This is a genomic window from Mycobacterium sp. 852002-50816_SCH5313054-b (assembly GCF_001667185.1).
GTDB lineage: Bacteria > Actinomycetota > Actinomycetes > Mycobacteriales > Mycobacteriaceae > Mycobacterium.
On record NZ_LZIC01000019.1, the window covers coordinates 1 to 26131 of the forward strand.

A 26131-nucleotide genomic window follows, 5' to 3' on the forward strand; every position below is an offset into this window, starting at 1 on the left:
CTCCAATCACCAAGCGCGCACGCTCACGTGAGGCAACGAAGCACCCTTCGCGCGCATCTTGACATGAGGCAACTTGCCGACACGTTTAGGTCGAATGCCGGTACCAGGCGGCGAGGTACAAGACCAGCGCCGTGGCCAGCGCGATCAACACCCGGCGGGGTGCCTGGCGGCGTGGCCGGTGCCGTTGGGGCCGTTGGGGCAGGCGCGTCAGATCGTCAGTCCCCTTGCCGGATCCAGGCGAAGATGTACAGGCTCATCGCCGTCACGAGCGCGATCAGCACCCACTGCACGATGGCCTGGTCTATCCACGAACCGGGCGGTGGGGCGCCGGGCAGGATGTTGCGCAGCGGGACGATCGCGAAGAGGTTCGCGGCGTACCACGTCGCGAAGGGCGGCAGGAACTTCCTTCGGCCCAGCGCCATCGGGATGGCGACCAACAGGGCCAGGGTGGGCAGGCTGATGAGCACCAGGCAGATGCCCAGGTCGAAGATCAGCGGACCCTTGGCCCTCTTGAAGGTGATGACCACGTTCCCGTTGTCGGTGCCACGCTGGGTCGGGAGCGCACCAGGGTCGTGCAGCCGCTGGACGCTGACGTCCCACCCGTCGAGTTCACCGGTGACTTCGACGCGGGCGGGCACCTTCTTGACGTTGTCGCCGGACCCGACGAACGCGTCGGCCGAGATCGGTTCGGTCCGGTACGAGTCGAAGGGCCAGTTACCGGGATCGCCGTGCGCCTCCACGGTGGTGCTGAGCTGCGCCGGCGCCTTCCCCTTCGGGTAGTGCAGGTCCCCCAGGTCGCTGGTCGGATACAGGCGCACGCCAACATCAGTGCCCAGCACGTCGAAGCGATTGTCGTAGGACGAGATACCTGGATAGACAAGGACATTCACGGTAAGACGATTCGCGACGGGCTTGAGCTCCTCGAGGCGCAGTTGCACGATGGTCGCGTCGCCCCCGCCCTGGCTGAGATCCAGCGGAGGAAGCGGGGCCTCCGCTTCCTGCAACTGGTGTACGCCGAACAGGGACAGGGCGTAGGCGGAGATGACGACGAGCAGAATGCTCACGCCGATCGCGATGCGCGGCTTCCGATACTGTTTGCCAGTCGGCGGCGGTGGCGACGGCGGTTCGTCCGACGGCGGTGGCGGGGCCGGTGTCGTCTCAGCCTCAGCGGTCATTGCTGACCCGCGCGCGCAGTGGGGGCAACACCGATCAGATGCTAGTGAACGTGCGCCGGTCCCGCGCGGTGACGAGAGCTCCGTCATGCACCGTCCATCGGACGGTAACCGCGCGGTCGCTTTGCTGTCGGGCGGCCTAGCGCGACGGCGGATCCACCACGCATCGGAACCCGATGTGGGTGGTCGCGGTGTCCTGTGATTGCGGTGACCGCGCGGCCGGACGGTAGCGGTGGCAATACTCCGGCGCGCACAGGTGCGAACCGCCCTTAAGCGTCTGGCTGACGGACGGATCCGCCGGCCCCGAGGGCGCGCAGCAGGCTTTCGGTGGTTGGTCGAGCCGGTGGTGCGCGGAGAACTCGGTGGCAGTCCACTCCCAGACGTTCCCGATCATGTCGAGCAGGCCGAAACCGTTGGGCGGAAACGTCCCCACGGGCGAGGTGCCCACCCACCCGAGCGCCCCGTCGTTGCGATACGGAAACCGCCCCTGCCACGTGTTGGCCATCAGCCGGCCGTTCGGGTTCGCATCGTCCCCCCAGGAATAGGTCGCCGTGCTTCCGCCGTGGGCGGCGTACTCCCACTCGGCCTCGGTCGGGAGCCGCCGATGGGCCCAGCGCGCGTACGCCGCCGCGTCCGGGTACGCCACCTGCACCACCGGATGGTCGGCCCTGCCCTGCAGATCGCTGTCCGGCCCGAACGGATTTCGCCAGTTCGCGCCCGGGATCCAGTCCCACCATTGCCGCCAGTCGCGCAGGTCGACCGGGCCTTGTGTCGGGCGGAAGACCATGGCTCCCGGACAAAGGTCCTCGGGATCGGCACCGGGGTAGAGCGCCGGGTCTAGCGGTTGCTCGGCGACGGTGACATAGCCTGTGTCAGAGACGAATTCGCCGAACTGCGCGTTGGACACCGGGTGCCGCTCCACCGCGAAGGCCGCCACGGTCACGGTGTGGACCGGCGCCTCTTCGGGATAGAAGCGCGTCGAACCCATGCGGAATGATCCGCCCGGGAGGTCGACCAACTCGGTGAGCACCCCTTGAGGGTAGGACGGCCGCTCGCCGGGGCTTCAGTCCGATTGCCGATACCAGGTGAGCATGTACAAGCCCATCGCCGCGACGAGAGCCATCAACACCCAGATCACCAGAACCTGGTCGATCCACGCACCCGGCGGTGGAGACCCGGGCAGGAAATTGCGTATCGGGATGACAGCGAACAGCATGGCAGCGAACCACGTCACGAAGGGCGGCACGAATTTCCGTCTGCCCAGAGCGATTTGTATGGCCACGGCGAAAGCCAGGGTGGGCAAGGCGAACAGCACCAGGCAGATGCCCAAGTCGAAGATCAGCGGCCCCTTGGCGCGGTGCAACGTGATGATCACGTTGTCCGGGCGATCCGCCTCCTGGCTCGCTTCACCTACCCGCTGGACGCTGACGTCCCAACCGTCCAACGCCCCGGTCACTTCCACCCGGGCAGGTATGTACTGGCGAGCATCGCCTTGCCCGACGAGCACCTCTGCCGACAGGGTGTCGGTGCTGTAGGAGTCGAACGGCCAGTTGTTGGGGTCGCCATGAGCCTCGATCGTGGTGGCGACCTGCGCCGGCGACTTGCCCGCCGGGTATTGCAGGTCACCCAGGTCATTGGCGGGGTCCATCCGCACGGCGGTGTCTGTCTTCAGCACATCGAGGCGTTTGTCGAACATCGAATCCTCGGGAATCACAAGGACCTTTACCGTCAGGCGATTCGCGACGGTTTCCAGCTTTTCGAGACGCACCAGGACGATGGTGTCGTTGGTCGCGTTCAGGTCCGGCGGCTTGAGCGGTCCCGCCGATTTGGACAGCAAGTGGACCCCGAACAGCGACAGGCCGTAGACGACGAGGAAAGCCACCAGGAGGCCGATCACCAATAGGGTGCGCCGTCTGCCGCCCTTGCCGGGCGCCTCGGGCGGCGCCGCGGGCGACGACTCCGGCGTGGGGGGTGTCGCGGGCGGTGGCGCTGGGGGAGCCTGATGGGTCATCGGTCAACACCTCCGGGCGGCGGGCGAGCTCGGGGGGCGAGCACACGAGGATTAGATCGTAGCGAACCGGTGCTGTCCATGCGTCAAAGAATTTTTCCGGCCATCAGTAGGCAATTTCCGTCCACCCGCCGCACACCCGATCGCCACCCAGCGAAACCCGAGCGCCGGCACGCATGACGACTCGTTCATTCTCCGTTTGTTTGCCTGTTAATTCGACCGCTGTAAATGTGTCGATCAGCGCCGGCGCCAGGAGGCAATCAAGGTGAAGCACGACCGATCGACCGTCCCCATGAGCGTGCTGGCGGCCGCCGCCTTGGTGCTCTCGGGATGCAGCAACGCCCACGCGACCCTTGCCTACGCCGCGGGGGCCAAGGTGGACTGCGGCGGCAAGCAGACCCTGATTGCCAGCGGCTCGACCGCACAGGCGAACGCGATGACGAAGTTCGTCGACGCGTACCACCGGGCGTGCTCGGGGCAGACGCTCAACTACACGGCCAACGGCTCGGGGGCAGGAATCAGCGAATTCCTTTCCGGTAAAACCGATTTCGGTGGGTCTGACATACCGCTGACCGATGACCAATACGCCGCCGCCAAGCAGCGTTGCGGCGGGGCCGACGCATGGAACCTGCCCGTGGTGTTCGGCCCGCTGGCCATCACCTACAACCTCGGATCCGTCGACTCCTTGGTGCTCGACGCCCCCACGCTGGCCAAGATCTTCAACGGGACCATCACGCGCTGGGACGACCCGGCCCTCACCGCGTTCAACACGTCCATGCCGGCCGAGGACATCCGCGTCGTCTACCGCAGCGACGCGTCGGGCACCACCGAGAACTTCCAGTCCTACTTGCAGGCCGCGTCGGTAGGAGCCTGGAAGCAGGGCACCGGCAAGTCGTTCAACGGCGGGGTCGGTGTCGGGGCCGCCGGCAACAAGGGCACCTCGGAGCTGGTGAAGGCCACCGAGGGCGCGATCAGCTACAACGAGTTGTCGTTCGCGTTGCAGCAGGGTCTGTTCGCCGCGGAAATCAAAACCCCGGCGAGCCGCAGGTCGCTGCGACCGGTGCGGATCGGAACCGACACGGTCGGCAAGACGATCACCGGCGCCAAAATCATTGGCACGGGCAACAATCTAGTGCTCGACATCTCGTCGTTCTACAACCCCGCCCAGCCCGATGTCTACCCGATCGTCCTGGCCACCTACGAGATCGTCTGCTCGAAGTACCCCATCGCGGACCAGGCCAAGGCCGTCAAGGCGTTCCTGCAGGCGGCGATCGGCCCGGGCCAGGTCGAGCTGGCCCGCAACGGCTACATACCGCTGTCGCCCGACTTCCAGTCGAGGGTCTCCAGCGCCGTCGACGCGATCAGCTACGCCGGAGCGGCCGTCGCCGAGTAATTCAGCCCTTCTTCGGCTGTCTTCGTTCGCGTTGCCGCCACCAGCCGACGAGGAACAGGGCCATCGCGACCACCAGGCCGATCAGCACCCACAGCACGACGGCCTGGTCGATCCACGACCCGTACGGCGGGCTGCCCGGCAGGATGTTGCGCAGCGGGACGATGGCGAACAGCATCGCGCCGTACCACGTGGTCATCGGGGGCAGGAACGGTGTCTTTCCCAGCGCCACCGGAATGGCCACCCAGAGCGCCAGCACGGGCAGGGCGATCAGGACCAGGCAGATGCCGATGTCGAAGATCAGCGGCCCTCGCGCCCGGTGCAAGGTGATGGTCACGTTGTCCTTCACGTCCGGGTTGGAATCGTCGGGGTCGTGGACGCGGGTGACACTGGCGTCCCAGCCGTCCAGCTTTCCGGTGACTTCGACGCGGGCGGGCGCCTTCTCGCGGCTTTGGCCGGTACCGGTGAACACGTCGGCCGCGATCACCTGCGTTGTGTACGAGTCGAACGGCCAGTTACCCGGATCGCCCTGCGCCTGGATGGTGGTGCTGAGCTGCGCCGGCGCCTTCCCTACCGGGTATTGCAGGTCTCCCAGGTCGTTCTCCGGGTACAGCCGCACGGCGGCGTCGGTCGTGAGGACGCCGAAGTTCTTGTCGTACAGCGAATCCTTCGGGTAGACAAGCACATTCACCGTCAGTCGGTTGGCGACGGTGTCCAGCTTTTCCAGGCGCACCTGCACCACGCTGTCGTCGGCCTCGACCTTGCTCAGGTCCACCGAGGGCAGCGGGGGCGCCGATTGGGCCAGCAGGTGCACGGCTATCAGGGAGAGGACGTAGATGACGATGACGGCCACGACGATCCCGAACGCGATGGCGATGCGCGGCCCGCGTGCGGCGGGCGGTGCAGGCGGGGGCGAAGTCTCAGTGCTCATGGGGCATCACGGGGCGTGATGCTACCGCCCGCCTGCGTTGAAAACGGTCCTTTACGGAATGACGACAGCAAACTGCTGCATCGTCGTCGACTTCGCCGCGTCGAAGCCGGGCGCACCCACCGGCCCCTCCAAATGGATTACCACCAGGAATGACCTCGTGTTCGTCCAGACGTGGGTGATGCGGTCGGCGAACGCCACGCCGCCGGGCCCGGCTTCGAGGTCCGTCGGCGTGATCGTCACCCGCACCGACATGCCGGCGGGCCCTGGCGCCGTCAATGCCACGTCGCCGGACCCGCGGGCCGACTTCCGGCCGTCCGGCACCGGGAGCGTGATCACGGGCGCCACGGGATCCGGCACCGACGCGACGGTCATGGTGCCGCTGGCCGCCGGACGCGGAAAGCACACCACGGCATTGGGCGGAATGTGGTCGGGCAGCGTGCTTTCGACCCCGGGCACCGGCTCGGCGGGGTCGGACAGTGTCGGTGCGGCGGACGTCGTCGACGGAGCGGCACCGCTCGTCCGGACCGCGATGCCGCCGGTGCTCCGCTCGCAACCCACGCCCGCCCCCAGGCCGAGCAGGATCGCGATACCGACAGCCAGCTCAGTCGCGGGAAAATGCAAGCGCAAGTTCCCTTTCCACGTCCTCGTACGGCCTATCCGACACGTCGATGGTGACCTGGGCGATGGTGCCGCCGGTGAAGGCGAACGGCGCCTTGTAGCGGCTCGACACCCCCGATCCACCGTTGTGCCCGACGGTGATCCCGGCCCCCGCGAGGCCGAACGTCCCGGGGTGGGTCGTCACCCCCGGCAGCGTGCCGGCCACCTCGTCGTCGACGAACAGCGTGAGGTCGCCAAGCGGGGTATGGCTGTTCTCAACCGTTCCCGTCCGCGCATAGCGAACCCCGAACATGTGTCGCCCCAGCGGCACCGGGCCGGACGAGGAAACCAGCTGCTGGCGTTCACCGAGGAAGTTGTAGACGTAGTGCAGCCGACCGTCCTGGACGAACAGAACGTGGCCGCCGTGGGCGCCGCCCTGCTTGAACAGCACGCCCTCGGCGCCGGTGGTATCCACGGTCACGTCGGCGAGCACGGCGAACGAGCGGCCACGAATCTCGGCGGCCGCGCCGATGCCGACGTCGGCGCAGTGGGGATAGTACGTGTAGCTCGACCGTTCGCCGACCAGATAGGGACGTGAGCGCATCATCGTCTCGATGATGTTCAAGTCCGACAGCGGCAGGCCGTTGTATCGGGCCGCCTCGGAAAACCACAGCGCCTTAAGCTCTTCCAGCTTGTCGGGCTGCTCGGCGGCCAGGTCGTGGCACTGGCTGCGGTCGGCCTCGATGTGGAAGAGCTCCCAGCGATCGGCGTCGAAGTGCGACCACCCGGCCGGTGTGGCGGCGTGGACGGTGTTGGCGAACCAGCCCTCATGCCAGATGCCGCGGGTGCCCAGCATGGTGTAGAACTGGGTCTTCTTTCCGGTGTCGGCGCCCGGATCATCAAGGGCAGCCTTGAAACTCACGCCGTCCAGCGGTTTCTGCGCGATGCCTTTGACGGTTTCCGGTGGCGTGATACCCAGCAGATCGAAGACGGTCGGCGTGATGTCGCAGACGTTAACATAGGCGTCGCGAACCTCGCCGTGCGCCGCAATGCCGTTGGGCCAGGAGACGATTGCGGTGTCGGCGATGCCGCCTTCATGCGAGGCGTAGCGCTTGTACAGCTTGTAGGGCGTGTTGAAGGCCATCGCCCAGCCGATCGGGTAATGGTTGTAGGTCTCCGGTCCGCCGAGGTGATCGAAGAGCTTCATGCTCTCCTCGACGGTGTCGATGTAGCCGTTGAAGAACTTGCCCTCGTTCACCGACCCGTTGGGCCCGCCCTCACCGCTGGCGCCATTGTCGGAGATCACCACGATGATGGTGTTGTCCAGCTGGCCGGACTCCTCGAGATAGTCCAGGATGCGGCCGATCTGGGCGTCGGTGTAGCTGAGGAAGCCGGCGAACACCTCGGCCATCCGACAGAACAGCTTCTTCTCTTCGTCGCCCAGCGAGTCCCAGGGACGCACGGTGTCCTGCAGCGGCCACGGCTCGCCCTGTGGTCCCTTGACGTCCGAGTACGGGTTGACCGGCGACAGTTCGGTATCCGGCGGCACGAGGCCCATCGACTTCTGCTTTTCCAGCACGATCTCGCGGTAGCGCTCGTAGCCCATGTCGAACCGGCCGGCGTAGCGGTCCGCCCACTCCTTGAAGACATGGTGCGGCGCATGCCCGGCGCCCGGGCACACGTAGCTGAACCACGGCTTGTCCGGCGCGATCACCTTGGCGTCGCGGATGAATTCGATGGTCCTGTCGGCGATGTCCTTGGACAGGTGATAGCCGTCTTCCGGTGTCCCCGGCGGGCTGACGGGGTGGTTGTCGTAGACCAGGTCGGGATACCACTGGTCGGTCTCGCCGCCCATGAACCCGTAGAACCGCTCGAAGCCACGCGAGGTGGGCCAGTGTCGTTTTGTCGACGCCAGATTGGACTCTTCGAGCGGCGTCAGGTGCCACTTGCCGATGCAATACGTGTTGTAGCCGCGTTCGGCGAGCACCTCGGAGATCAGCGCGGTGTCGGCGGGGATCCGCCCGTTGCAGTTGGGGAACCCATCGGTGAATTCCTCGATGGTGGCCATGCCGACGGTGGTCGCGTTGCGCCCGGTCAGCAGCGACGCCCGGGTCGGCGAGCACAGCGCGGTGGTGTGAAATTGCGACAACCGCACGCCGCGCTCGGCGATCCGCGTCATGGCGGGCATCTCGACCAGGCCGCCGAAGCAGTCCCACGTCGCGATGCCGGTGTCGTCCCAGACCAGATACAGGATGTTCGGCGAGTGCTCCGGTGCCGTCGGCGCCGCGTACGGCCCCCAGTCCGGCTCCGAATCGCGGATATCCAGCTCGATCTTGCCCTGAAACTCGGTCGACCCAGTCATCGTTGGCCAGCCTCACTGCCGTTGGTGGACGCCGCTACGCGCGTGGCGTGGAGACTACACCGGGCAGGTGAGAACAAAGTGAGAATTTCCGGGGACCCGCCAGCAGACGCAAAAGCCCCCGACACGCCGAGCGGGCGGGGGCTGTTGCGTCTCGTCGCCGAGCGTTACTTGGCCTTCTCGAGGATTTCGACCAGCCGCCAGCGCTTGGTGGCCGACATCGGGCGCGTCTCCATCAGCGAGACGCGGTCGCCGATCCCGGCGGTGCTGTCCTCGTCGTGCGCCTTGACCTTCTTGGTGGTGCGGATGATCTTGCCGTACAGCGGGTGGCGCATACGGTCTTCCAGCTCGACCACGATGGTCTTCTGCATCTTGTCGCTCACCACGTAGCCGATGCGCACCTTGCGCCGGCCACGCGACTTGGGGTTGGCCGGAGTGTGCTTGGGGCCTTTGTCTTTCGACTCGGCGTCCTTCGCAGCGGCCTTCTTGGGAGCGGCCTTCGCGGCCGCCTTCTTAGCTTCTGCCATCACGAATCCTTACCATCGGGCCCGGATGCGAGGCCCAGTTCTCGTTCGCGCAGCACCGTGTAGACGCGCGCGATTTCCTGACGCACCGTGCGGAGCCGGCGGTTGTTGGTGAGCTGCCCGGTCGCCATCTGGAAGCGCAGGTTGAACAGCTCCTCCTTGGATTCACGCACGCGCTCGGCGAGTTCGGCGTCGGTGAGCTCGCGCAGTTCGCCAGGCGAAATTCCCAGTGCCATCAGAACTGATCCTCTCGGGTCACGATGCGTGCCTTGATCGGCAGCTTGTGGATTGCGCGGGTGAGCGCCGCCCGGGCGACCTGCTCGTTGGGGTAGCTGAGCTCGAACAGCACGCGGCCGGGCTTGACGTTGACGACCCACCACTCCGGGGAGCCCTTACCCGAACCCATCCGGGTCTCGGCGGGCTTCTTGGTCAGCGGGCGGTCGGGGAAGACGTTGATCCACACCTTGCCGCCACGCTTGATGTGCCGGTTGATCGCGATACGGGCCGATTCGATCTGCCGGTTGGTGACGTAGGCGTGCTCGAGTGCCTGGATGCCGTAGTCACCGAAGTTCACCGCCGTGCCGCCGCTGGCGATGCCACGCTGACGGGGGTGGTGCTGCTTGCGGTGCTTGACCCTGCGGGGAATCAACATGATTCAGCTCTCCGTGCTCTGGGGTTCGAGGGGAGGCGCAACTTCGGCCGGGGCCGGCGGAGTGCTTTCCTCGGCACCCGCCGCGCGGCCGGCCTCGGTGCTGGTCGCCGTGGTGCCCGACGCTCCACTGCGCCGCGGGCGCGTGCCCGAGGGCCGCTCGCGGCGCGGACGCTCCGCGCCCGCCGGGGAGGCGGCGGCCAATTCGCGCTTGCCGCCGACGATGTCGCCCTTGTAGATCCACACCTTCACGCCGATCCGGCCGAACGTGGTCTTGGCCTCGTACAGGCCGTAGTCGATGTCGGCGCGCAGGGTGTGCAGCGGGACGCGGCCCTCGCGGTAGAACTCCGAGCGGCTCATCTCCGCGCCGCCGAGGCGGCCTGAGCACTGCACCCGGATGCCCTTGACGTTGGGCTGACGCATCGCCGACTGAATGGCCTTGCGCATCGCCCGGCGGAACGCCACGCGGTTGCTCAACTGCTCGGCGACGCCCTGCGCCACCAATTGCGCTTGCGACTCAGGGTTTTTGACCTCAAGGATGTTCAGCTGGACCTGCTTGCCGGTCAGCTTCTCGAGGTCCGCCCGGATCCGGTCGGCCTCGGTGCCGCGGCGGCCGATGACGATGCCGGGACGCGCGGTGTGGATGTCCACCCGAACCCGGTCGCGGGTGCGCTCGATCTCGACGTCGGCGATGCCGGCGCGCTCCAGGCCCGTGGACAGCAGCCGGCGGATCGCGACGTCCTCCTTGACGTAGTCGGCGTACTGCTTGTCGGCGTACCAGCGGGACTTCCAGTCCGTCGTGATGCCCAGCCGGAAGCCGTGCGGATTGATCTTCTGGCCCACTAGTCTGAGCCTCCCTTCGCTTCAGAAGCCTCAGAAGCCTTGGCCGGGGCCTTCTTTGCCGGCGCCTTCTTCGCGGCCGGCGCTTTCTTGGCTGGTGCCTTTTTGGCGGGCGCCTTCTTGGCGGGCGCACTCGCCGCGGCCTTGCTGGCCTCGGCGCGACGGGCCCGCGTCGACTTCGCCGACCCCGCGTCCTTTGCCGGCCGGCTTTCCACCACGACCGTGATGTGGCTGGTGCGCCTGCGGATCCGGAAGGCGCGGCCCTGGGCGCGCGGACGGATGCGCTTGGCGGTCGGTCCCTCGTCGGCATAGACGGTCGCGACCACCAGGGTCGCCGGGTCCAGGCCGTTGTTGTTCTGCGCGTTGGCCGCCGCACTGGCGATCACCTTGGCGACCGGTTCGCTGGCCGCCTGCGGCGCCCAGCGCAGGATGTCCAGCGCGTCCTCCACGGACCTGCCGCGCACCAGGTCGATCACCCGGCGCGCCTTTCTCGGCGAGACGCGCACGAACCGCGCCTTGGCGACCGCCGACGGAAACTCAGTTGTGGTCATCGCCGTTTGGCCTTCCGATCATCCTTGATGTGCCCCTTGAAGGTGCGCGTCGGGGCGAACTCGCCGAGCTTGTGGCCCACCATCGCCTCGGTGACGAACACGGGAACGTGCTTGCGCCCGTCGTGCACCGCAAAGGTGTGACCGATGAAGTCCGGAATGATCGTCGACCGGCGCGACCAGGTCTTGATGACCTGCTTGGTGTTCTTCTCGTTCTGTACGTCGACCTTCTTGAGCAGATGGCCGTCGACGAACGGGCCCTTCTTCAGGCTGCGTGGCATGTGCTACTCCTGAGACTTCCTACCGCGAATGCTTCTTGCCGGTGCGGCGTCGGCGGACGATGAGCTTGTTACTGGCCTTATTCGGGTGGCGGGTGCGGCCTTCCGGCTTGCCCCACGGACTGACCGGGTGCCGACCGCCGGAGGTCTTACCCTCACCACCGCCGTGCGGGTGGTCCACCGGGTTCATGACCACACCGCGGACCGACGGGCGCTTGCCCTTCCACCGCATGCGACCGGCCTTGCCCCAGTTGATGTTCGCCTGCTCGGCGTTGCCGACCTCGCCGACGGTGGCGCGGCAGCGCACGTCGACGCGGCGGATTTCACCGCTGGGCATCCGCAGCGAGGCGTAGCTGCCCTCCTTGCCGAGCAACTGGATGCTCGACCCGGCCGACCGCGCGAGCTTCGCGCCGCCGCCCGGCCGCAGCTCCACGGCGTGCACCAGGGTGCCGGCGGGGATGTTGCGTAACGGCAGGTTGTTGCCCGGCTTGATGTCGGCGTTGGCGCCGGACTCCACCACGTCGCCCTGCGAGAGGCCAAGCGGCGCAATGATGTAGCGCTTCTCGCCATCCAGGAAGTGCAGCAACGCGATGTTGGCGGTACGGTTCGGGTCGTACTCGATGTGCGCGACCTTGGCGTTGACGCCGTCCTTGTCGTTGCGGCGGAAGTCGATCACCCGGTAGGCGCGCTTGTGCCCGCCGCCCTTGTGACGGGTGGTGATCCGCCCGTGCGCGTTGCGCCCACCGTGACCGTGCAGCGGGCGAACCAGCGACTTCTCCGGCTCCGTCCGAGTGATCTCCGCGAAGTCGGAGACGCTGGCGCCGCGACGACCCGGGGTCGTCGGCTTGTACTTACGAATTGCCATGTGTAATCAGGTCTTCCTAGCTCGGTGCGCCGAAGAGATCGATCGGCTTGCTGCCCGGCGCCAAGGTGACGATGGCGCGCTTGGTGCCCTTGCGCTTGCCGAATCCGGTGCGGGTGCGCTTGCGCTTGCCCTGCCGGTTCGCGGTGTTCACCGACGCGACCTTGACGGAGAAGATCTTCTCGACAGCGATCTTGATCTGCGTCTTGTTCGAGTCGGGGTGCACCACGAAGGTATACACGTTGTCATCGAGGAGTCCGTAGGACTTCTCGGAGATGACCGGCGCCAGGATGATGTCGCGGGGGTCAGCGATGGTCGCCATCAGGCCGAAACCTCCTCGGCAGAACTAGTGTTGGCGGCGATGTAGGCGTTGAGGGCCTCGACGCTGAAGACCACGTCGTCGGAGCGCAGCACGTCGTAGGTGTTGAGCTGGTCGGGTGCCAGCACGTGCACTCCCGGCAGGTTGCGCACGCTCTTCGCACCGGTCTCGTCGGTGCGGCCGATGACCAGCAGCACCTGCTTGCGATCGGTCAGCGTGCTCAGAAATGCCTTGGCGCTCTTGGTGGACGGGGCCTGGCCCGCGACCAACTCGGTGATGGCGTGAATGCGCCCGTTGCGCGCCCGGTCGGACAGCGCCCCACGCAACGCCGCGGCGATCATCTTCTTCGGCGTGCGCTGGCTGTAGTCACGCGGCTTGGGACCGTGCACCACGCCGCCGCCGGTGAACTGCGGCGCCCGCGTCGAACCCTGCCGCGCCCGGCCGGTGCCCTTCTGCCGGTACGGCTTGCGTCCGCCGCCGCTGACCTCGCCGCGGGTCTTGGTCGAGTGCGTGCCCTGGCGGGCGGCCGCCCGCTGGGCGGTGACCACCTGGTGCATCAGCGCGATGTTGGCCTCGACGTCGAACAGTTCGGCGGGCAGCTCCACGGAGCCGTCGACCTTGCCGTCGGGCGTCTTTACGTCAATCTTCTGCGCCGCCATTACTTCTCACCTCGTTTGATCGCGCTGCGGACCATCACGAGTCCGCCGGTGCGCCCGGGGACCGCGCCCTTGATGAGCAGCACGCCGTTCTCGGTATCGACCTTGTGCACCACCAGGTTTTGTACGGTCACCCGGTCGTTGCCCATCCGGCCGGCCATCCGGGTGCCCTTGAACACCCGCGCCGGGGTGGCACAGCCACCGATGGAGCCCGGCCGGCGGTGCACCGCCTGGGCACCGTGGCTGGCGCCCTGACCGCGGAAGCCGTGCCGCTTCATGGTTCCGGCGAAGCCCTTGCCTTTGGAGGTGCCGGTGACGTCGACATAGGCGCCGTCGGCGAAGATCTCGGCCGTCAGCTCCTGGCCGACCTCGTATTCGGCGGCGGCGTCCGGGGTCTCCAGACGCAGCTCGGCCAGGTACCGGCGCGGGTTGACGCCCGCCGCGGTGTACTGACCGGTCACCGGCTTGTTGACCTTGCGCGGGCTGATCTCGCCGTACGCCAGCTGCACGGCGCTGTAGCCGTCGCGCTCCGGCGTGCGGATGCGGGTCACCACGTTGGGGCCGGCCTTGACCACCGTCACGGGCACAACCCTGTTGTTCTCGTCGAACACCTGCGTCATGCCCAGCTTGGTGCCCAGAATGCCTTTTCTTGCCATGAGTCCTGGAGCTCCTACTGGATGTTGACGTCGACGCTGGCCGGAAGATCGATGCGCATCAGCGCGTCGACGGTCTTCGGCGTCGGATCGAGGATGTCAATCAGCCGCTTGTGCGTACGCATCTCGAAGTGCTCCCGCGAGTCCTTGTACTTATGCGGGGAGCGGATGACGCAATACACGTTCTTCTCGGTCGGCAGCGGCACCGGACCTACGACGCTGGCACCCGTGCGGACGACGGTCTCGACGATCTTGCGCGCCGAGGCGTCGATAGCCTCATGGTCGTAGGCCTTAAGCCTGATGCGGATCTTCTGTCCCGCCACGCTTTCCCTACCCTTACTCCTCTGAAGCCCGTACCCGGGCTTACATCCATGTCTCAGTGCCCCCCAGCGCGCGAATCGGCCGCCCAATCGCTGGGCCGGTCGAGCGTCGCGCCGGGTACTGCGCCGCTGTTTACCTGTCGTGGTCCACCGGTCCCCGCGGTCGGGTGTGTCACCCTTACGCAGCCTCTTTCGCGGCCAAAATTGGTCGCGTTCCAAGGATGGGACCGGACGCACCCGTTTGGGCGCTGGTCGTATGCCCAGCCAGGCAGAACCTGGCGAAAGGCAACCTGAACAGTATGCCCTAGATCGCGGCGCGGACAAAATTCCGAGGCCGGCGCCGACGCCTCAGGCGCCCGCCGATTCGGTAGCCGCCGCGTTGGCCCTGTGCTGCGCGCGCTGAACATGCAGGAAACCGTCGACGGCCGCGCGCGCGCACTCGCGATAGTCGAAGTCGGGCAGGGTGGACAGGCGGCCCAGCACCAAGGGCCCGATCAGCAGCGCGATGGCCCGCGATCGGTCGACCTCACCCAGCTCGGCGGCCGCCTCGGGGCTGTCGAACACCGCGTCGAACGGCGCGGCGTGCTGCTGGGCGATGCGTTCGCGCAACGAGGTGATCGAACAGCCGCCGGCGGCGCGGGTGTCGCGCGGTTCGGGCAACCCTTCCAGGTCCGGGCCCAGGGCCAGCCACGACATGGCCGTCAGCAGGGCCGGGGCCTGTGCCACGGCTTCGGCCTGAGCCAGCACCAACGCGACCAGCCGATCGCGCAGCGTCCCCTCCGCCGGTGGCGTCGGCGACGGCGGTATCAGGCTGTGGAACGCCGCGGCCAGCAAATCATTTCCGCTCGGGAAGTGGCGATACAGCGTCGCCCTCGCTACGTTGGCGGTACGGGTGACCGCATCGACCGTCACCGCGCTCGGACCCCCGGAACGCAGAAGCGCGGCAGCGGCTTCGAGCAAACGGGCCCGGGACCGCGCGGGCCGGGGATCGGTACTTGCGCCGGTAATTGTGAGCCACCTCTCCGTTTGGGTTCCGGGATTATCGGCTATTTGTGAGACCACCGGTCTCAAAACTTCTACGCCCCCGTTAGGAGGCGCTTCCTATGGTCGAAACGCTGGTACGGCTTGATCAGCGTACTGACACAGCGCGCATCGGCGGAAGCCCACGCGCCCGAACCTGGACCCTGACCGTCGCCTGCATGGGCGTCGGGCTGGTCGTCGGGTCGATGACGGCGCTGAACACCGCGCTGGGGGACCTCGCGGTGGCCACGTCCGCGACGCAGACGCAGCTGACCTGGATCGTCGACGGCTACACCTTGGCGCTGGCGTGCCTGCTGCTTCCCGCGGGAGCCATAGGTGACCGCTATGGCAGACGGGGCGCCTTGCTGACCGGTTTGCTGGTCTTCGCACTCGGCTCGGCCGCACCGGCGATCTTTCATGACCCCTTGGAGATCATCGCGGGCCGGGCGGTGGCCGGTGCCGGCGCCGCCTTCGTGATGCCCGCGACGCTGTCACTGCTGACCGTCGCGTACCCGAAAGAGGATCGGATGAAGGCCGTCGGCATCTGGGCCGGCACGGCCGGCTCCGGTGGGGTCCTCGGCATGCTCGGTTCTGGCCTGCTGCTTCGCTTTTGGGACTGGCACGCGATCTTCTGGTCGCTGGGCGTCGCCGGTTTGGTGATCTTCGCGCTGGGGTGCACCGTCGCGTCGTCGCGCGAAGCCGACGCTCCCCGCGTCGATTGGCTCGGTGCGGTTCTCATTGCCGGGGCCGTCGCGATCGCGGTATTCGCGATCCTGGAAGCGCCCGACCGTGGCTGGACCGATTCGCTGGTCTGGGGCGGCCTGCTCGCGGGTGCCGTCATCGCCGTCGTGTTCGGCGTCGTCCAGTTCCGGTGGCGGCGGCACCCGCTGCTGGACGTCCGGTTGTTCGCCGACCCCAATTTCGCGACCGGGGTGGCGGCGATCGTCATGCTGTTTGGCGCGACGTTCGGGTTCTTCTATATCGGCATGCAATACGTCCAGCAAATCATGGGTTACTCACCGCTTACGACGGCGATCGCCTTTGGTCCATTCATGGTGCCGTTGGGCATCTTCTCGGCGCTGTCGTTCTGGTACGTGCCCAAGCTGGGCCTGCGGCTCGTGCTGTTCGTCGGCACGCTGTTCATGGCCGTTGGCTTCGCGTGCATGTACGAACTCGGCCTGCATTCGACGTATTCCCAGTTCGCCTGGCCGACGTTGATACTCGCCACCGGAATCGGAATATGCACGGCGCCTACGACTTCGGCGATCATGAACGCAGTTCCCGACGAAAAGCAGGGCGTTGCCTCCGCGGTCAACGACACATCCCGCGAAATGGGCGGAGCCTTGGGGATCGCGGTCGCCGGCTCGATCCTAGCCGGTCGCTACTCACACGAGCTCGCACCGAAGTTGGCGGAATTTCCGGCCCCGGTCCGCGGACCCGCCACCGATTCGCTGGCCAAAGCCATCGAGGTGGCGGGCAAGCTCGGACCGCAGGGGGGCCGGTTAGCCGACCTCAGCAAAGCCGCATTCCTGACCGCACTGCACGCTTCGACCATCACGATGGCCGTGATCGTCGCCATCGTCGCGGTGCTGATCGGATTGTGGGCACCGGGGCGCGACGGACAACAGCTGAGGCTGGTGCGCCGGATCGTCTCTACCAGGTAATTCTCGCGCGCCGGCAGCCGCAAACCCCGACTCGATCCAGATTGGCCGCGTCGGCCGCCAGTTCACCTGAAAACGCCTCGCCGACCCCGGGGAGGGCACTAGCATCGGTTGGGCGGAGTCCGTTGGGGAGACGGACGGCGTCGAGGCTAGCCGGGGGAGCGGAATGTCCTATGTGATCGCAGCGCCGGAGTACGTGGCAGGCGCGGCAATGGATCTGGCGAATATCGGATCCATGGTCAGCGACGCCAACTCCGCCGCGCTGGGTCCGGTGTCGAGCGTGCTGCCCGCGGGCGCCGACGAGGTGTCGGCGGGCATCGCGAGCCTGTTCGACGCGCACGCCCAGATCTACCAGGCGCTCAGCGCCGCCGCGCAGGCGTTCCACACGCAGTTCGTGCAGGTGATGAGCGCCGGCGCGGAGCAATACGCCCTCACCGAGGCAGCCAACGCCTCTCCCCTGCAAACCGTCCAGAACATGGTCAGCGGCAATGTCCCCGGCCAGGCGCTGTCCACCGCGCAACCGCTGATGGGCACCGCGGCATCCGCGGGTTCGGCGGCGGCGAGCGTGCCGGCGGCAACGGCGGGCCTGACGGGCGGTGCGGCGCCTGCCGCACCAGCGGCATCCGTTGCGTCGGCGGTCACGCCCGCTCCGGTCGCACCGGTTTCCATGGTCCCGACCGGCACACCGCTGACGGCGGCGCCGGCCGTGGCACCGGCGGCCCCGACCGTGCTGGCGCCGGCCGGCGCGCCGGCGGCCGCGGTGCCGGCGGCTTCACCCTTAGCCTCGGAGGTTTCGCCTGTGGCCGCGGCGCCGGTCGCGGCCGTGGAGGCCGAAACACCGGTATTCTCCCCCGCCACCGCCGCGCAGGCGATGCCGATCACGACGCCACTGGGCGCCGCGCCGGCGGCAACGCCGAATTATTCTCCGGCCACGCCGGCCTACTCCCCGGCGGCGGCCGGATCTCATGAAGAGCAACCGGCGGCGATGGGCGTGCCGATCGAGATGGAGCCCTTCTCGGCCTGATCGATCGAGGCACCCGGCGTGCAACACCAGCAGCGCCTCGCCGATAGCCCGATGCGGACCGCGTCAACTTCGGTTAGCGGCGTTGCTAAGCAACGAATTCCGCGGCCCGATGCCCGAGCATCACGATGGTCGCGTGCGGGCCGCGGCTGGTGATCGACGGCAGGACGGAACCGTCGATCACCCAGAGGTTTTCGACGCCCAACACCCGGCAGCGCGGGTCGACAACGCCGCCCATTGGGGCGGTGCCGCAGAGGTGTTGGGAGGTTGACCACACCGGTGACCCGACAGAGGTTGTGGCGCCGGCCAATTCGCGGGCCAGATCGCTGCCCCGGCGCAGCGCCGCGACGTCGTCGGGCTCGCTGTCGTAGCGGTGCTCGATCCGCGGCGGCACGGCCGGATCCGGGGAGACCAGCGTGACGCGACCGCGCGACCGCGGTTGCATGAGTGCCACCCCGATGTGCGGCCAGTCGGGATGCCCCGCGGTCCCGTCTCCGGTCATCGCGACGAACCCGCCCGTGTACGGCCTGATCTCGAGCCCGTCGGCGGTGCCGAGCACAACCTCCACCACGGGCCGGCGCGGTGCCACGGTCCAGTTGGTCGGCAACACCCATTCGGGGTGGTCGCTGCACGACGTGCCCACCGGCAGCGGCGTCACCACCGGGACGCCGGCGGCCCGCAGCATCGGCTCGTCGCCGATGCCCGACAGCATCAGCAGGTGGGCAGACTGTATCGCCCCGGCGCACAACACTATTCGGTCGGCGGCAAGCTCCATCGGGCCGTGCGGGCCGACCGCGTCGACGCCGACAACGGTCGCCCCGGCGAAACGCAGCCGCACCGCCCGGGTGCGCTCCAGCAGGGCCAGGTTGGGCCGCCCCAGCGCCGGTAGGAGATATGCGGCGCCGGAGCCGGTGCGCACGCCATCGACGATGTTCAGCGGAACCGCACCCAGGCCCGAAATCGCTTCCGGCCCGGAGTCATTGAGATCATCGATCCAACGAAATCCGGCGCTCTCGGCGGCTGCGATGAAACTTTCTGTGGTGCCGGCCATTTCACGAGTCCGGCGCACGGCGATCGGGCCGGTCGTGCCGTGGGCGGGGCCGCCGAAATCGAGATCGGTCTCGATGGCGCGGAAGTGCTCGAGCACCTCGGGCCATGTCCAGCCGGGCAGCGGGACGCGGTCGAAGTCACTGGACAGGGCGCGGCAGAAGTAGCCGCCGTTGATGGCGCCCGAACCGCCCACCGTCTTCCCGCGCACGATCGGAAGCTTGAGATCGTGCCGATCGGTGAGGTGGGTCAGGTAGCGCTCGGCCACCGGGCTGCCGACCCCGATCGGCAGTTGCAACCCGTTGGCGGTCAACGCCAGCAAGTCCGGATCGGACAGGCCGGGGCCCGCCTCGAGGACGGTCACGGTGCGGCCCGGATCGCTGGAAAGGCGTTCGGCAACAACCGATCCGGCGCTGCCGGCGCCGACGATCAGTACGTCGCTGCGCGCGACGGCCGCGGTCAAGGCGGCTTCAGGCCCACTAGGTGCGGATCTGCGGCTTGAGCGCCCGCACGTTGCGTTCGCGCGCCACACCCCACCACAGCCCGAGGCCATAGGCCAGGTCGTCGACGCGCTTGAGCAAGACGTAGGTCAGCAACCCGATCGGTTCGGCCTCGTCGCCGGTGGCGTCGCGGCGGCGGAGCCAGTCCACCACGCCGTCCATCACGGCGGCGACCAGCACGACGCGTCTGCAGTGGCGCGACAGGACGGCAGCGAGCAACGCCACCGGCCAGTAGTGCCGGCAGACCGCCGACGCCAGTTGCAGCGCCGCCGCCCACAGACCGCGGGCGGCGATCGTCACGACATCCCACAGCGAGGTCTCGGCGCTGCGCATCGCCTTGGCGATCCGCCGGCCCGTCACCAGGGCGACCACGATCGAGGCCAGCTGGCTGAGGCTGGTCCCCAGCGCCATGAGCGTCCAGGCCGTCAACGCCCAGCCGGAGATCACCACCGGCGCCGTCTTGTCCGGGTGCCGGACGGACAGCGGCGCGGCGGAGCCGCCATAGAATGCCTTGCGCGCAAGCCAGTCCCGCAATTCGGTGCGGTGATCGTGCGCGACCTGCGCGATCGGCTCGTAGCGCAGGCGGGCCCCCGCTTCGATGAGCCGCCAGCACAGGTCGACGTCCTCGCCGGACTGCATGGTCTCGTCGAACCCGCCCACGTCGCGGAGGGCCGAGCGGCGGCAGATGATGGCCGCGCTGGGGACGTAGGACACCGTGCTGTGGGGCAGCACCGGGGCCTCGCGCTCCCCCAGGTCCAGCGACGAGTGCACCGCCTCGTAGCGCGCCACCACGTTCTCGCTGTGCGACAAACCGACGATGCGAGGCGCGACCAGGGCGACGGTGGGATCGCAGAAGTGACCGAGCAGGGCCTCCAGCCAACCCCGGCGCGGCGTCACGTCGGAGTCCAGGAAGGCGACGAAGTCGGTCGTGCAGGCGGCCAGCCCGGTGTTGCGTGCCGCCGCCGGACCCTTGCTGTAGGAGTGGCGCAGCACCTCGACATCGCAGTGCGCGCCGATGAAGTCCTCGGGCTCGATGGGCGGGAAGGAGCCGTCGTCGACCACCACGACGCGCAGTCCGCGCAGCGAGCTCACCAAGCGCCGCACACCGGACACGTTGTCGCGCACCGGGATTACCACCGTCACGTCGCGGTGCGACGGTCCGCCCGCGGGCCGGGGGTGGGCCACCGTGGCGTCCAGCAGGGTGCGGGCCAGCTGCGCGCTGACGTCGTCGCGGACCTTCAGCCGGCCGTCGGAGAGCATGCTCTGGGCGGCCGGCGCCAACTTCAGCAGGCGCGTCGGTGACCCGCCCAGCAGGGCCGAGCCGTCGCCGAGCACCCGCACCCGGCGATCGACCTGGACGGCGAATCCGTCCGGCAACCGGGTGGCCGTCATGTGAGCATCCCGTCGGGCCCGGGCGACCACCGGGCGACTCGACGGACGCAGTCGTCGACCATCTCGCCGAAGATGCGCTTGCCCTCGGCGGCGGTCGCGGTCGTCGGGTCCCCCAGCACCCCGACCGGGCTGACCGCCGCGACTCCGCCGCGGCGCAGCGCGGGCAGCAGCTCGGGCAGCGGCGCCCGGTTGCCGGCGAGCCACCGGTCGGTCAGCACCTCGGTCGGCGAGATATGGAGCAATACGGATGTTTCGGTATGACCGGCGTGGGCGTCCCCGCCGGAGGCCACGCAGGGGCACCAACCGGCGTCTCTTCCTTCGGCGCGCAGCCGTCCGACGGCCGCGCTCAACGCGCCGACGTTGCCGCCGTGGCCGTTGACGAAGACCAGGCTCGGGGCCCAGCACGTGGCTGACCTGCCGTACTCCACCAGGAGCAGCGTCAGGGCCTCGGTGCCGATCGAGATCGTGCCGGCGAAGTCTTGGTGCTCGCCGCTGGCGCCGTAGGCGATGGCCGGCGCGACCAGCCACGGTTGTTCGAGACGGGCCCGAGCCCCTCGGGCGACCGCGGCCGCGATGCGGGTGTCGGTGTCCAACGGCAGGTGCGGACCATGTTGTTCGGTCGACCCCAGTGGGACAATTATTGACGGCGAGGTACCGAATAGCTGGCTCGACGTCGCCGTTCCTAATTCGCCGAGTACGGGCACTGGCTGATGGTAGGACGAATTCACCTGGCGTGCACCAATTGTTGACCCTCGAAAATATTTTTTTTCTGGCTTGTTCACCGAGCGGTCGAATATGGTGACTCGTCCGTCACGGTTACCACGCGAACACCACAATTTTCGCGACGGCCGATTGAGATTAGATCAAATCCAGATCAAATCCTAGGAATCCCGGCCAACATTTTTAACTATGCGGGCGGCACCCCGAGCGACCGGGTGAAGCCGGCCGGCACCAGGATGTCGTCCGGGCCGAGGTCGTGGACCGACGAGTGCCCCAAACCCATCAGCGCCGAGTCGATGCCCCCGCGCAAGATGTCGAAGACGTTTTCCACTCCCGCCTGCCCGGCCGCGGCCAGGCCCCACAGGTAGGCGCGGCCAATCATCACGGCGCGCGCCCCGAGGGCCACCGCCTTGACGACGTCGCTCCCGCGGCGGATGCCACCGTCGAGCAGCACCTCGACCTGATCGCCGACCGCCGCGGCCACCGCGGGCAGGGCGCGAATCGACGCCGGCGTGCCATCCAGGTTGTTGCCACCGTGATTCGACACCGAGATCGCCGAAACACCCGCATCCACTGCCCTTTTGGCGTCATCAACGCGCATCACGCCCTTGAGCATGAAGGGCCCACCCCACAGCTCGCGCAGCCAGGCGATGTCCTCCCACGTCGGCGGCGAGGTGCCCATCCACTCTCCGTAGGCGGCGAAGAACGCCGGGCCGGGCTCGCCGCGGCGACCCTGATTGGGCACCCGCAGGTCCGGCGGGCGCAGCGTCTTGCCGTACTTCCATAGCCAACGGGGCTTGAAGACGGCCTCCGGAGACTGCCGCAGGACGGTCCGCAGGTTCATGGCTTCGGGGATCTTCGGGCTGCCCCAGTCGCGCCCGTGCGAGAACGACCAGTCGGTGGTGACGATCAACCCGACCGCGCCGGCCCGGCGCGCGCGTTCCACCCGCTCGGCGATCGCGTCGCGCCCGCCCAGCCAGTACACCTGGAAGAACACCTTGGGGTTCGCGGCGATGACTTCCTCGATCGGCTTGCTCGCGAAAGAGGACAGGCCCATCGCCGTGCCCCGCGCCGCCGCGGCCCGCGCGACCGCTACCTCACCATCCGGGTCGACCGCCTGGACACCGGTCGGCGAAATCAGCACCGGCATCGAAATATCTTGTCCCATAACGGTGGTCGACAAGTCGCGCTTTTCCTGCGCGCCGACGACGTGGGGGGCGAATCCGAGTTCACCAAATGCCGCGATGTTGTCGGAGACGGTGATTCCCTTTTCGCTGCCCGCGAGCAGCGCCGAGTAAACGGATTTCGGTAGCCGCCGCTTCGCGCGTTGCTGGGCGATCGCCACCGTTTCGAACCATTGGTCGGCCATGGTTATAGCGGGCTTTCGTTGCAGGGCCGCGCCGGGGGTAGCGACAGTTTCAGGAGCACCGGCCCGCCCGCCTTCCGGGAGTGGTCGGCGCGCGGCCGCGGGGTCTGCCGCTCGCGGGCCAGCGCCGGGGCGCTGTGCCCCTGGACGCATTCGGGATCCGGGCCGTCCAGCGGCAGGCCGGTGAAGAATTTGGCCGCCATGCAGCCGCCGCGGCAGCTGTCGTAGTGCCCGCAGCTGCCGCAGGCGCCCGCCGACTGCGGTTCGCGCAGCTCGCGAAACAGCGGCGCGTTCTTCCAGACGTTGTCAAATCCACCGTCGGACAAGACATTTCCCGCCAGGAATCGGTCATGGATGGCGAACGGGCAGGCGTACACGTCACCCACCGGGTCGATCAGGCACACCACCCGGCCCGCCCCGCACATGTTCAGGCCGGCCAGGGCGCCGGACGAGCCGAGCGGCGCCAGATGGAAGAAGGAGTCGCCGGTGAGCACCCGCTCCCCCTTGGCGACCAGCCAGTCGTACAGCTGGACCTGCTGGGCGGCGGTGGGATGCAGCTCCTCCCACACGTCGGCCCCCCGACCCGAGGGACGCAGCCGGGTGATTCTAAGGGTGGCGCCGTAACGGCTTGCCAGCGCCGCGAATTCGTCCAGCTGGTCGACGTTGTGCCGGGTCACGACGACGGAGATCTTTGCATCCGAGAAGCCTGCCGCCGCGAGGTTCTCCAGCGCGCGCACCGCCATCGCGAACGAACCATCGCCGCGCACGGCGTCGTTCACCTCGGCGGTGGCGCCGTCGAGCGAGATCTGGACGTCGACGTAGTCACTGGCGGCCAACCGCGCGGCGACCTCCGGGGTGATCCGGACGCCGTTGGTGGAGAACTTCACGCCGACCTGGTGCGCGGTCGCGTAGTCGACCAGCTCCCAAAAGTCCGGGCGCACAGTGGGTTCCCCACCGCCGATGTTGACGTAGAACACCTGCATGCGTTCCAGCTCGTCGATGATGTCCATGCACTGGCGCGTGGACAACTCGCGTGGATCGCGTTTGCCCGATGACGAAAGGCAGTGCACGCACGCCAGATTGCAGGCGTAGGTCAGCTCCCAGGTCAGACAGATGGGCGCGTCCAACCCACGCTCGAACTGCTCGATGAGCCGCGGTACGACCGCCGTCATTGCGCCTCCTGAAGTACCAGCATCTGTGAATCGGCCAACACGCCCAGCGCGTGCAGGTAGGGCCCCTGCCCGGGGTCGTCCACGCCCGCGGCGCGGCAGGCGGACCGGACATCGGGATGGTCGGCCAGCGACCGCACCACCGTGAGGATGGTGCGGTTCTTCAGAAAGGACAGCTTGCGGGTGCCGAAGTGGTACAGCAGCGCGCCGAACGGCTCCGGCCGTACCGCCACCTGCGGGTGCAACCGCCAGCCGCGATCGGGGTCGAACACGCGGATCAGTAGACCCCGCACATCCCGTCGATCGACACCTCTTCCACCAGGGTCTCGGTGACGAGCTCGGTCGCGGTCTCGGTTTCGTGGTCCATGTAGATTTTCCTCCCTTGAGGGCTCGACAACGACGGATCGTTCTGGACACAATATGGCATCGAGTGCCGCAATGGAAGGGCGGGTCCGATGATGCCGCAGCCGCGGGTGGGCCGCCGCCGCTCCACGACACCGGGCCACATCACCGACGTCGCCCTCGACCTGTTCGCCGCCCAAGGGTTCGCCGAGGTGAGCGTCGACGACGTCGCGCACGCGGCCGGGATCGCCCGCCGCACGGTGTTTCGCTATTACGCCTCCAAGAACGCCATCCTGTGGGGCGACTTCGACGCCCACCTCGCCCACCTGCGGCAGCTGCTCGACGCGGTCGACTCGCGCGTGCCGCTGGGCGAGGCGCTGCGCGCGGCGCTGCTGGCGTTCAACACCTTTGACGAGTGCGAGACGGTCCGGCACCGCCAGCGGATGCGCGTCATCCTGGAAACCGCGGAGCTGCAGGCCTATTCGATGACGATGTACGCGGGATGGCGCGAGGTGATGGCGGGCTTCGTGGCGCACCGGCTGGGCGTCAAGACGACCGATCCGCTGCCGCGGACCGTCGCCTGGACGATGCTCGGGGTGGCGCTGAGCGCCTACGAGCACTGGCTGGCCGACGAGTCCGTCCCGTTGCCGGTCGCGCTCGGTGATGCCTTCGACGTCGTCGGCGCCGGGCTGGAAAGCCTGGACCGATGAACGCAGGCACCGAGCACCTGCTGCACACGCTGCGGTCGCAGGGCCGGTTCTGCGCGGGCTCCGGCTCCCCGATGTACGGGGAGCTATTCGAGTTGGTGGCCGGCGACGTCGAGGCCGGCGGCGTGTTCGCGGCGATCCTGTCCGGCCACGAGGACGACCCGTCGCGCCTCGCGGTGCCGCTGCGGCTGCTCGGCGGGCTGCACCGGTTGGTGCTCGACGGCCGGGCCGCGGCGTTGCGGCGCTGGTACCCGAGCACCGGCGGCGCGTGGGACGCTCGCGACGCCTGGCCGGAAGTCCTGGGCACCGCCGCCGGGCACGCCGACTTTCTGCGCGCGGCGCTGCAGCAACCGCCGCAGACCAACGAGGTGGGCCGCTCCGCCGCGCTCATCGGCGGGCTGTTGCGGCTGGATCACGGATTGGGCTTGCCGGTAAGGCTTTTCGAGATCGGGTCGAGCGCAGGGCTGAACATGCGGGCCGACCACTACCACTACCGGCACGACCGCGGCAGGTGGGGACCGGCCGGCTCGCCGGTGACCATCGACGACGCCTGGCGCGGCGCGCTGCCGCCCGACGGCGCCGTCCGGATCGTCGAGCGAAACGGCTACGACATCGCCCCGATCGACGTCACCGGCACGGACGGGGAGATGACCGTGTTGAGCTACGTCTGGCCCGACCAGGACGCCCGGTTGGACCGGCTGCGCGGCGCCATCGCGGTCGCCCGCGACGTCCCGGCGGCGCTGCGGCGCCAGAGGGCGGCCGACGCGGTGGCCGGCATCAGCCTCGCCGACGGCGCGCTGACCGTGCTGTGGCACTCGATCACCTGGCAGTACCTGTCCGACGACGAGCGCGCCGCCGTCCGGCACGGGGTCGAGGCGCTGGGCGCGCAGGCCGGCGCCCGGTCGCCGTTCGCCCACCTCACCCTCGAACCCGCGCGGGACGGGCCCGGCGCGCCGATCCGGTTCTTGGTGCGGGCCCGTCGCTGGCCGGGTGGCGAGCTCACGATCCTCGCCGAGTGCCATCCGCACGGCCCGCCGGTGAACTGGCAGTAGGTTATTTTTTCGCCCGCCCCGTCGGAGT

Annotated in this window: 30 protein-coding genes; 5 read left to right on the plus strand and 25 right to left on the minus strand. The window is 68.2% G+C overall.

What is annotated here, in order from left to right; all coding sequences use genetic code 11:
• Nucleotides 1-215 precede the first annotated feature (215 nt).
• The 3 genes from A5787_RS02325 to A5787_RS02335 form a co-directional block, all read right to left on the minus strand.
• Entirely contained in the window at nucleotides 216-1175 is a 960-nt protein-coding gene (locus A5787_RS02325) for a DUF4436 domain-containing protein (RefSeq protein ID WP_066961018.1), read from the minus strand.
• 136 nt (nucleotides 1176-1311) lie between these two features.
• Complete coding sequence (locus A5787_RS02330; protein WP_066961022.1) at nucleotides 1312-2202, minus strand: formylglycine-generating enzyme family protein; 891 nt, start codon at nucleotides 2200-2202, stop codon at nucleotides 1312-1314.
• A 33-nt stretch (nucleotides 2203-2235) separates the two neighbouring features.
• The gene (locus A5787_RS02335) at nucleotides 2236-3183 is read right to left on the minus strand and encodes a DUF4436 domain-containing protein (protein WP_066961025.1); all 948 of its coding nucleotides are present in this window, start codon (nucleotides 3181-3183) and stop codon (nucleotides 2236-2238) included.
• 262 nt (nucleotides 3184-3445) lie between these two features.
• Here A5787_RS02335 and pstS point away from each other — a divergent pair, with 262 nt between their 5' ends.
• Nucleotides 3446-4573 (plus strand): phosphate ABC transporter substrate-binding protein PstS, encoded by a 1128-nt coding sequence (pstS, locus tag A5787_RS02340; RefSeq protein ID WP_066961028.1) that lies wholly within the window; start codon nucleotides 3446-3448, stop codon nucleotides 4571-4573.
• 1 nt (nucleotide 4574) lies between these two features.
• Here pstS and A5787_RS02345 read toward each other — a convergent pair whose 3' ends face one another.
• The 15 genes from A5787_RS02345 to A5787_RS02415 form a co-directional block, all read right to left on the minus strand.
• Nucleotides 4575-5501, minus strand: coding sequence for a DUF4436 domain-containing protein (locus A5787_RS02345; protein ID WP_066961031.1), 927 nt, complete (start codon nucleotides 5499-5501; stop codon nucleotides 4575-4577).
• 51 nt (nucleotides 5502-5552) lie between these two features.
• Nucleotides 5553-6122: a hypothetical protein gene (locus A5787_RS27970; RefSeq protein WP_231993777.1), complete on the minus strand. Its 570-nt coding sequence runs from the start codon at nucleotides 6120-6122 to the stop codon at nucleotides 5553-5555.
• Nucleotides 6103-8460 (minus strand): arylsulfatase, encoded by a 2358-nt coding sequence (locus tag A5787_RS02355; RefSeq protein WP_066961034.1) that lies wholly within the window; start codon nucleotides 8458-8460, stop codon nucleotides 6103-6105. The genes A5787_RS27970 and A5787_RS02355 overlap by 20 nt, the downstream gene beginning before the upstream one ends.
• Nucleotides 8461-8624: 164 nt before the next feature.
• A complete protein-coding gene (rpsQ, locus tag A5787_RS02360) occupies nucleotides 8625-8987 on the minus strand; it encodes a 30S ribosomal protein S17 (RefSeq protein WP_369829073.1) in 363 nt (120 codons plus the stop codon).
• Nucleotides 8984-9217 (minus strand): 50S ribosomal protein L29, encoded by a 234-nt coding sequence (gene rpmC / locus A5787_RS02365; protein ID WP_066961040.1) that lies wholly within the window; start codon nucleotides 9215-9217, stop codon nucleotides 8984-8986. The genes rpsQ and rpmC overlap by 4 nt, the downstream gene beginning before the upstream one ends.
• Nucleotides 9217-9633 carry a 50S ribosomal protein L16 gene (gene rplP / locus A5787_RS02370; protein WP_007167840.1) on the minus strand — a complete coding sequence of 139 codons (417 nt, stop codon included), beginning with the start codon at nucleotides 9631-9633 and terminating at the stop codon, nucleotides 9217-9219. Before rplP ends, rpmC begins: the two co-directional genes overlap by 1 nt.
• 3 nt (nucleotides 9634-9636) lie before the next feature.
• Complete coding sequence (rpsC, locus tag A5787_RS02375; protein ID WP_066961043.1) at nucleotides 9637-10473, minus strand: 30S ribosomal protein S3; 837 nt, start codon at nucleotides 10471-10473, stop codon at nucleotides 9637-9639.
• Nucleotides 10473-11021, minus strand: a complete 549-nt coding sequence (gene rplV, locus A5787_RS02380) for a 50S ribosomal protein L22 (protein ID WP_066961046.1) — start codon at nucleotides 11019-11021, stop codon at nucleotides 10473-10475. The genes rpsC and rplV overlap by 1 nt, the downstream gene beginning before the upstream one ends.
• Nucleotides 11018-11299 (minus strand): 30S ribosomal protein S19, encoded by a 282-nt coding sequence (gene rpsS, locus A5787_RS02385; protein WP_066907363.1) that lies wholly within the window; start codon nucleotides 11297-11299, stop codon nucleotides 11018-11020. The genes rplV and rpsS overlap by 4 nt, the downstream gene beginning before the upstream one ends.
• 19 nt (nucleotides 11300-11318) lie before the next feature.
• On the minus strand, nucleotides 11319-12161 hold the full coding sequence (gene rplB, locus A5787_RS02390; RefSeq protein WP_066961050.1) for a 50S ribosomal protein L2: 843 nt from the start codon (nucleotides 12159-12161) through the stop codon (nucleotides 11319-11321).
• Nucleotides 12162-12177: 16 nt separating this feature from the next.
• Nucleotides 12178-12480: a 50S ribosomal protein L23 gene (gene rplW, locus A5787_RS02395; RefSeq protein WP_066961053.1), complete on the minus strand. Its 303-nt coding sequence runs from the start codon at nucleotides 12478-12480 to the stop codon at nucleotides 12178-12180.
• Nucleotides 12480-13136 carry a 50S ribosomal protein L4 gene (gene rplD, locus A5787_RS02400; RefSeq protein ID WP_066961056.1) on the minus strand — a complete coding sequence of 219 codons (657 nt, stop codon included), beginning with the start codon at nucleotides 13134-13136 and terminating at the stop codon, nucleotides 12480-12482. The genes rplW and rplD overlap by 1 nt, the downstream gene beginning before the upstream one ends.
• Entirely contained in the window at nucleotides 13136-13789 is a 654-nt protein-coding gene (rplC, locus tag A5787_RS02405) for a 50S ribosomal protein L3 (RefSeq protein WP_066961059.1), read from the minus strand. Before rplC ends, rplD begins: the two co-directional genes overlap by 1 nt.
• 14 nt (nucleotides 13790-13803) lie before the next feature.
• Nucleotides 13804-14109: a 30S ribosomal protein S10 gene (gene rpsJ, locus A5787_RS02410; protein WP_003873519.1), complete on the minus strand. Its 306-nt coding sequence runs from the start codon at nucleotides 14107-14109 to the stop codon at nucleotides 13804-13806.
• A gap of 345 nt (nucleotides 14110-14454) precedes the next feature.
• Nucleotides 14455-15018: a TetR/AcrR family transcriptional regulator; helix-turn-helix transcriptional regulator gene (locus tag A5787_RS02415; RefSeq protein ID WP_231993779.1), complete on the minus strand. Its 564-nt coding sequence runs from the start codon at nucleotides 15016-15018 to the stop codon at nucleotides 14455-14457.
• A gap of 287 nt (nucleotides 15019-15305) precedes the next feature.
• Here A5787_RS02415 and A5787_RS02420 point away from each other — a divergent pair, with 287 nt between their 5' ends.
• Together A5787_RS02420 and A5787_RS28580 are read left to right on the plus strand one after the other, a co-directional pair.
• Nucleotides 15306-16790 (plus strand): MFS transporter, encoded by a 1485-nt coding sequence (locus A5787_RS02420; RefSeq protein ID WP_231993780.1) that lies wholly within the window; start codon nucleotides 15306-15308, stop codon nucleotides 16788-16790.
• A 163-nt stretch (nucleotides 16791-16953) separates the two neighbouring features.
• On the plus strand, nucleotides 16954-17811 hold the full coding sequence (locus A5787_RS28580; RefSeq protein ID WP_304441136.1) for a PE family protein: 858 nt from the start codon (nucleotides 16954-16956) through the stop codon (nucleotides 17809-17811).
• 85 nt (nucleotides 17812-17896) lie between these two features.
• On the opposite strand, the gene mftG is transcribed toward A5787_RS28580, so the two are convergent.
• From mftG to mftA, 7 genes are all read right to left on the minus strand, one after another.
• Nucleotides 17897-19318, minus strand: a complete 1422-nt coding sequence (mftG, locus tag A5787_RS02430; RefSeq protein WP_066961067.1) for a mycofactocin system GMC family oxidoreductase MftG — start codon at nucleotides 19316-19318, stop codon at nucleotides 17897-17899.
• 16 nt (nucleotides 19319-19334) lie between these two features.
• Complete coding sequence (gene mftF, locus A5787_RS02435; RefSeq protein WP_066961070.1) at nucleotides 19335-20747, minus strand: mycofactocin biosynthesis glycosyltransferase MftF; 1413 nt, start codon at nucleotides 20745-20747, stop codon at nucleotides 19335-19337.
• Nucleotides 20744-21475 (minus strand): mycofactocin biosynthesis peptidyl-dipeptidase MftE, encoded by a 732-nt coding sequence (gene mftE / locus A5787_RS02440; RefSeq protein WP_066961073.1) that lies wholly within the window; start codon nucleotides 21473-21475, stop codon nucleotides 20744-20746. Before mftE ends, mftF begins: the two co-directional genes overlap by 4 nt.
• Before the next feature lie 179 nt (nucleotides 21476-21654).
• Nucleotides 21655-22836, minus strand: a complete 1182-nt coding sequence (gene mftD / locus A5787_RS02445) for a pre-mycofactocin synthase MftD (RefSeq protein WP_066961076.1) — start codon at nucleotides 22834-22836, stop codon at nucleotides 21655-21657.
• A gap of 2 nt (nucleotides 22837-22838) precedes the next feature.
• Nucleotides 22839-24005, minus strand: coding sequence for a mycofactocin radical SAM maturase (mftC, locus tag A5787_RS02450; protein ID WP_066961080.1), 1167 nt, complete (start codon nucleotides 24003-24005; stop codon nucleotides 22839-22841).
• A complete protein-coding gene (gene mftB, locus A5787_RS02455) occupies nucleotides 24002-24274 on the minus strand; it encodes a mycofactocin biosynthesis chaperone MftB (RefSeq protein ID WP_369829074.1) in 273 nt (90 codons plus the stop codon). The genes mftC and mftB overlap by 4 nt, the downstream gene beginning before the upstream one ends.
• Before the next feature lie 5 nt (nucleotides 24275-24279).
• Nucleotides 24280-24369, minus strand: a complete 90-nt coding sequence (gene mftA, locus A5787_RS02460) for a mycofactocin precursor MftA (protein ID WP_066907308.1) — start codon at nucleotides 24367-24369, stop codon at nucleotides 24280-24282.
• 88 nt (nucleotides 24370-24457) lie between these two features.
• Here mftA and mftR point away from each other — a divergent pair, with 88 nt between their 5' ends.
• Nucleotides 24458-25054, plus strand: coding sequence for a mycofactocin system transcriptional regulator (gene mftR, locus A5787_RS02465; protein ID WP_197506941.1), 597 nt, complete (start codon nucleotides 24458-24460; stop codon nucleotides 25052-25054).
• Nucleotides 25051-26103: a DUF2332 domain-containing protein gene (locus A5787_RS02470; RefSeq protein WP_066961086.1), complete on the plus strand. Its 1053-nt coding sequence runs from the start codon at nucleotides 25051-25053 to the stop codon at nucleotides 26101-26103. The genes mftR and A5787_RS02470 overlap by 4 nt, the downstream gene beginning before the upstream one ends.
• The last annotated feature ends 28 nt before the right edge of the window (nucleotides 26104-26131 follow it).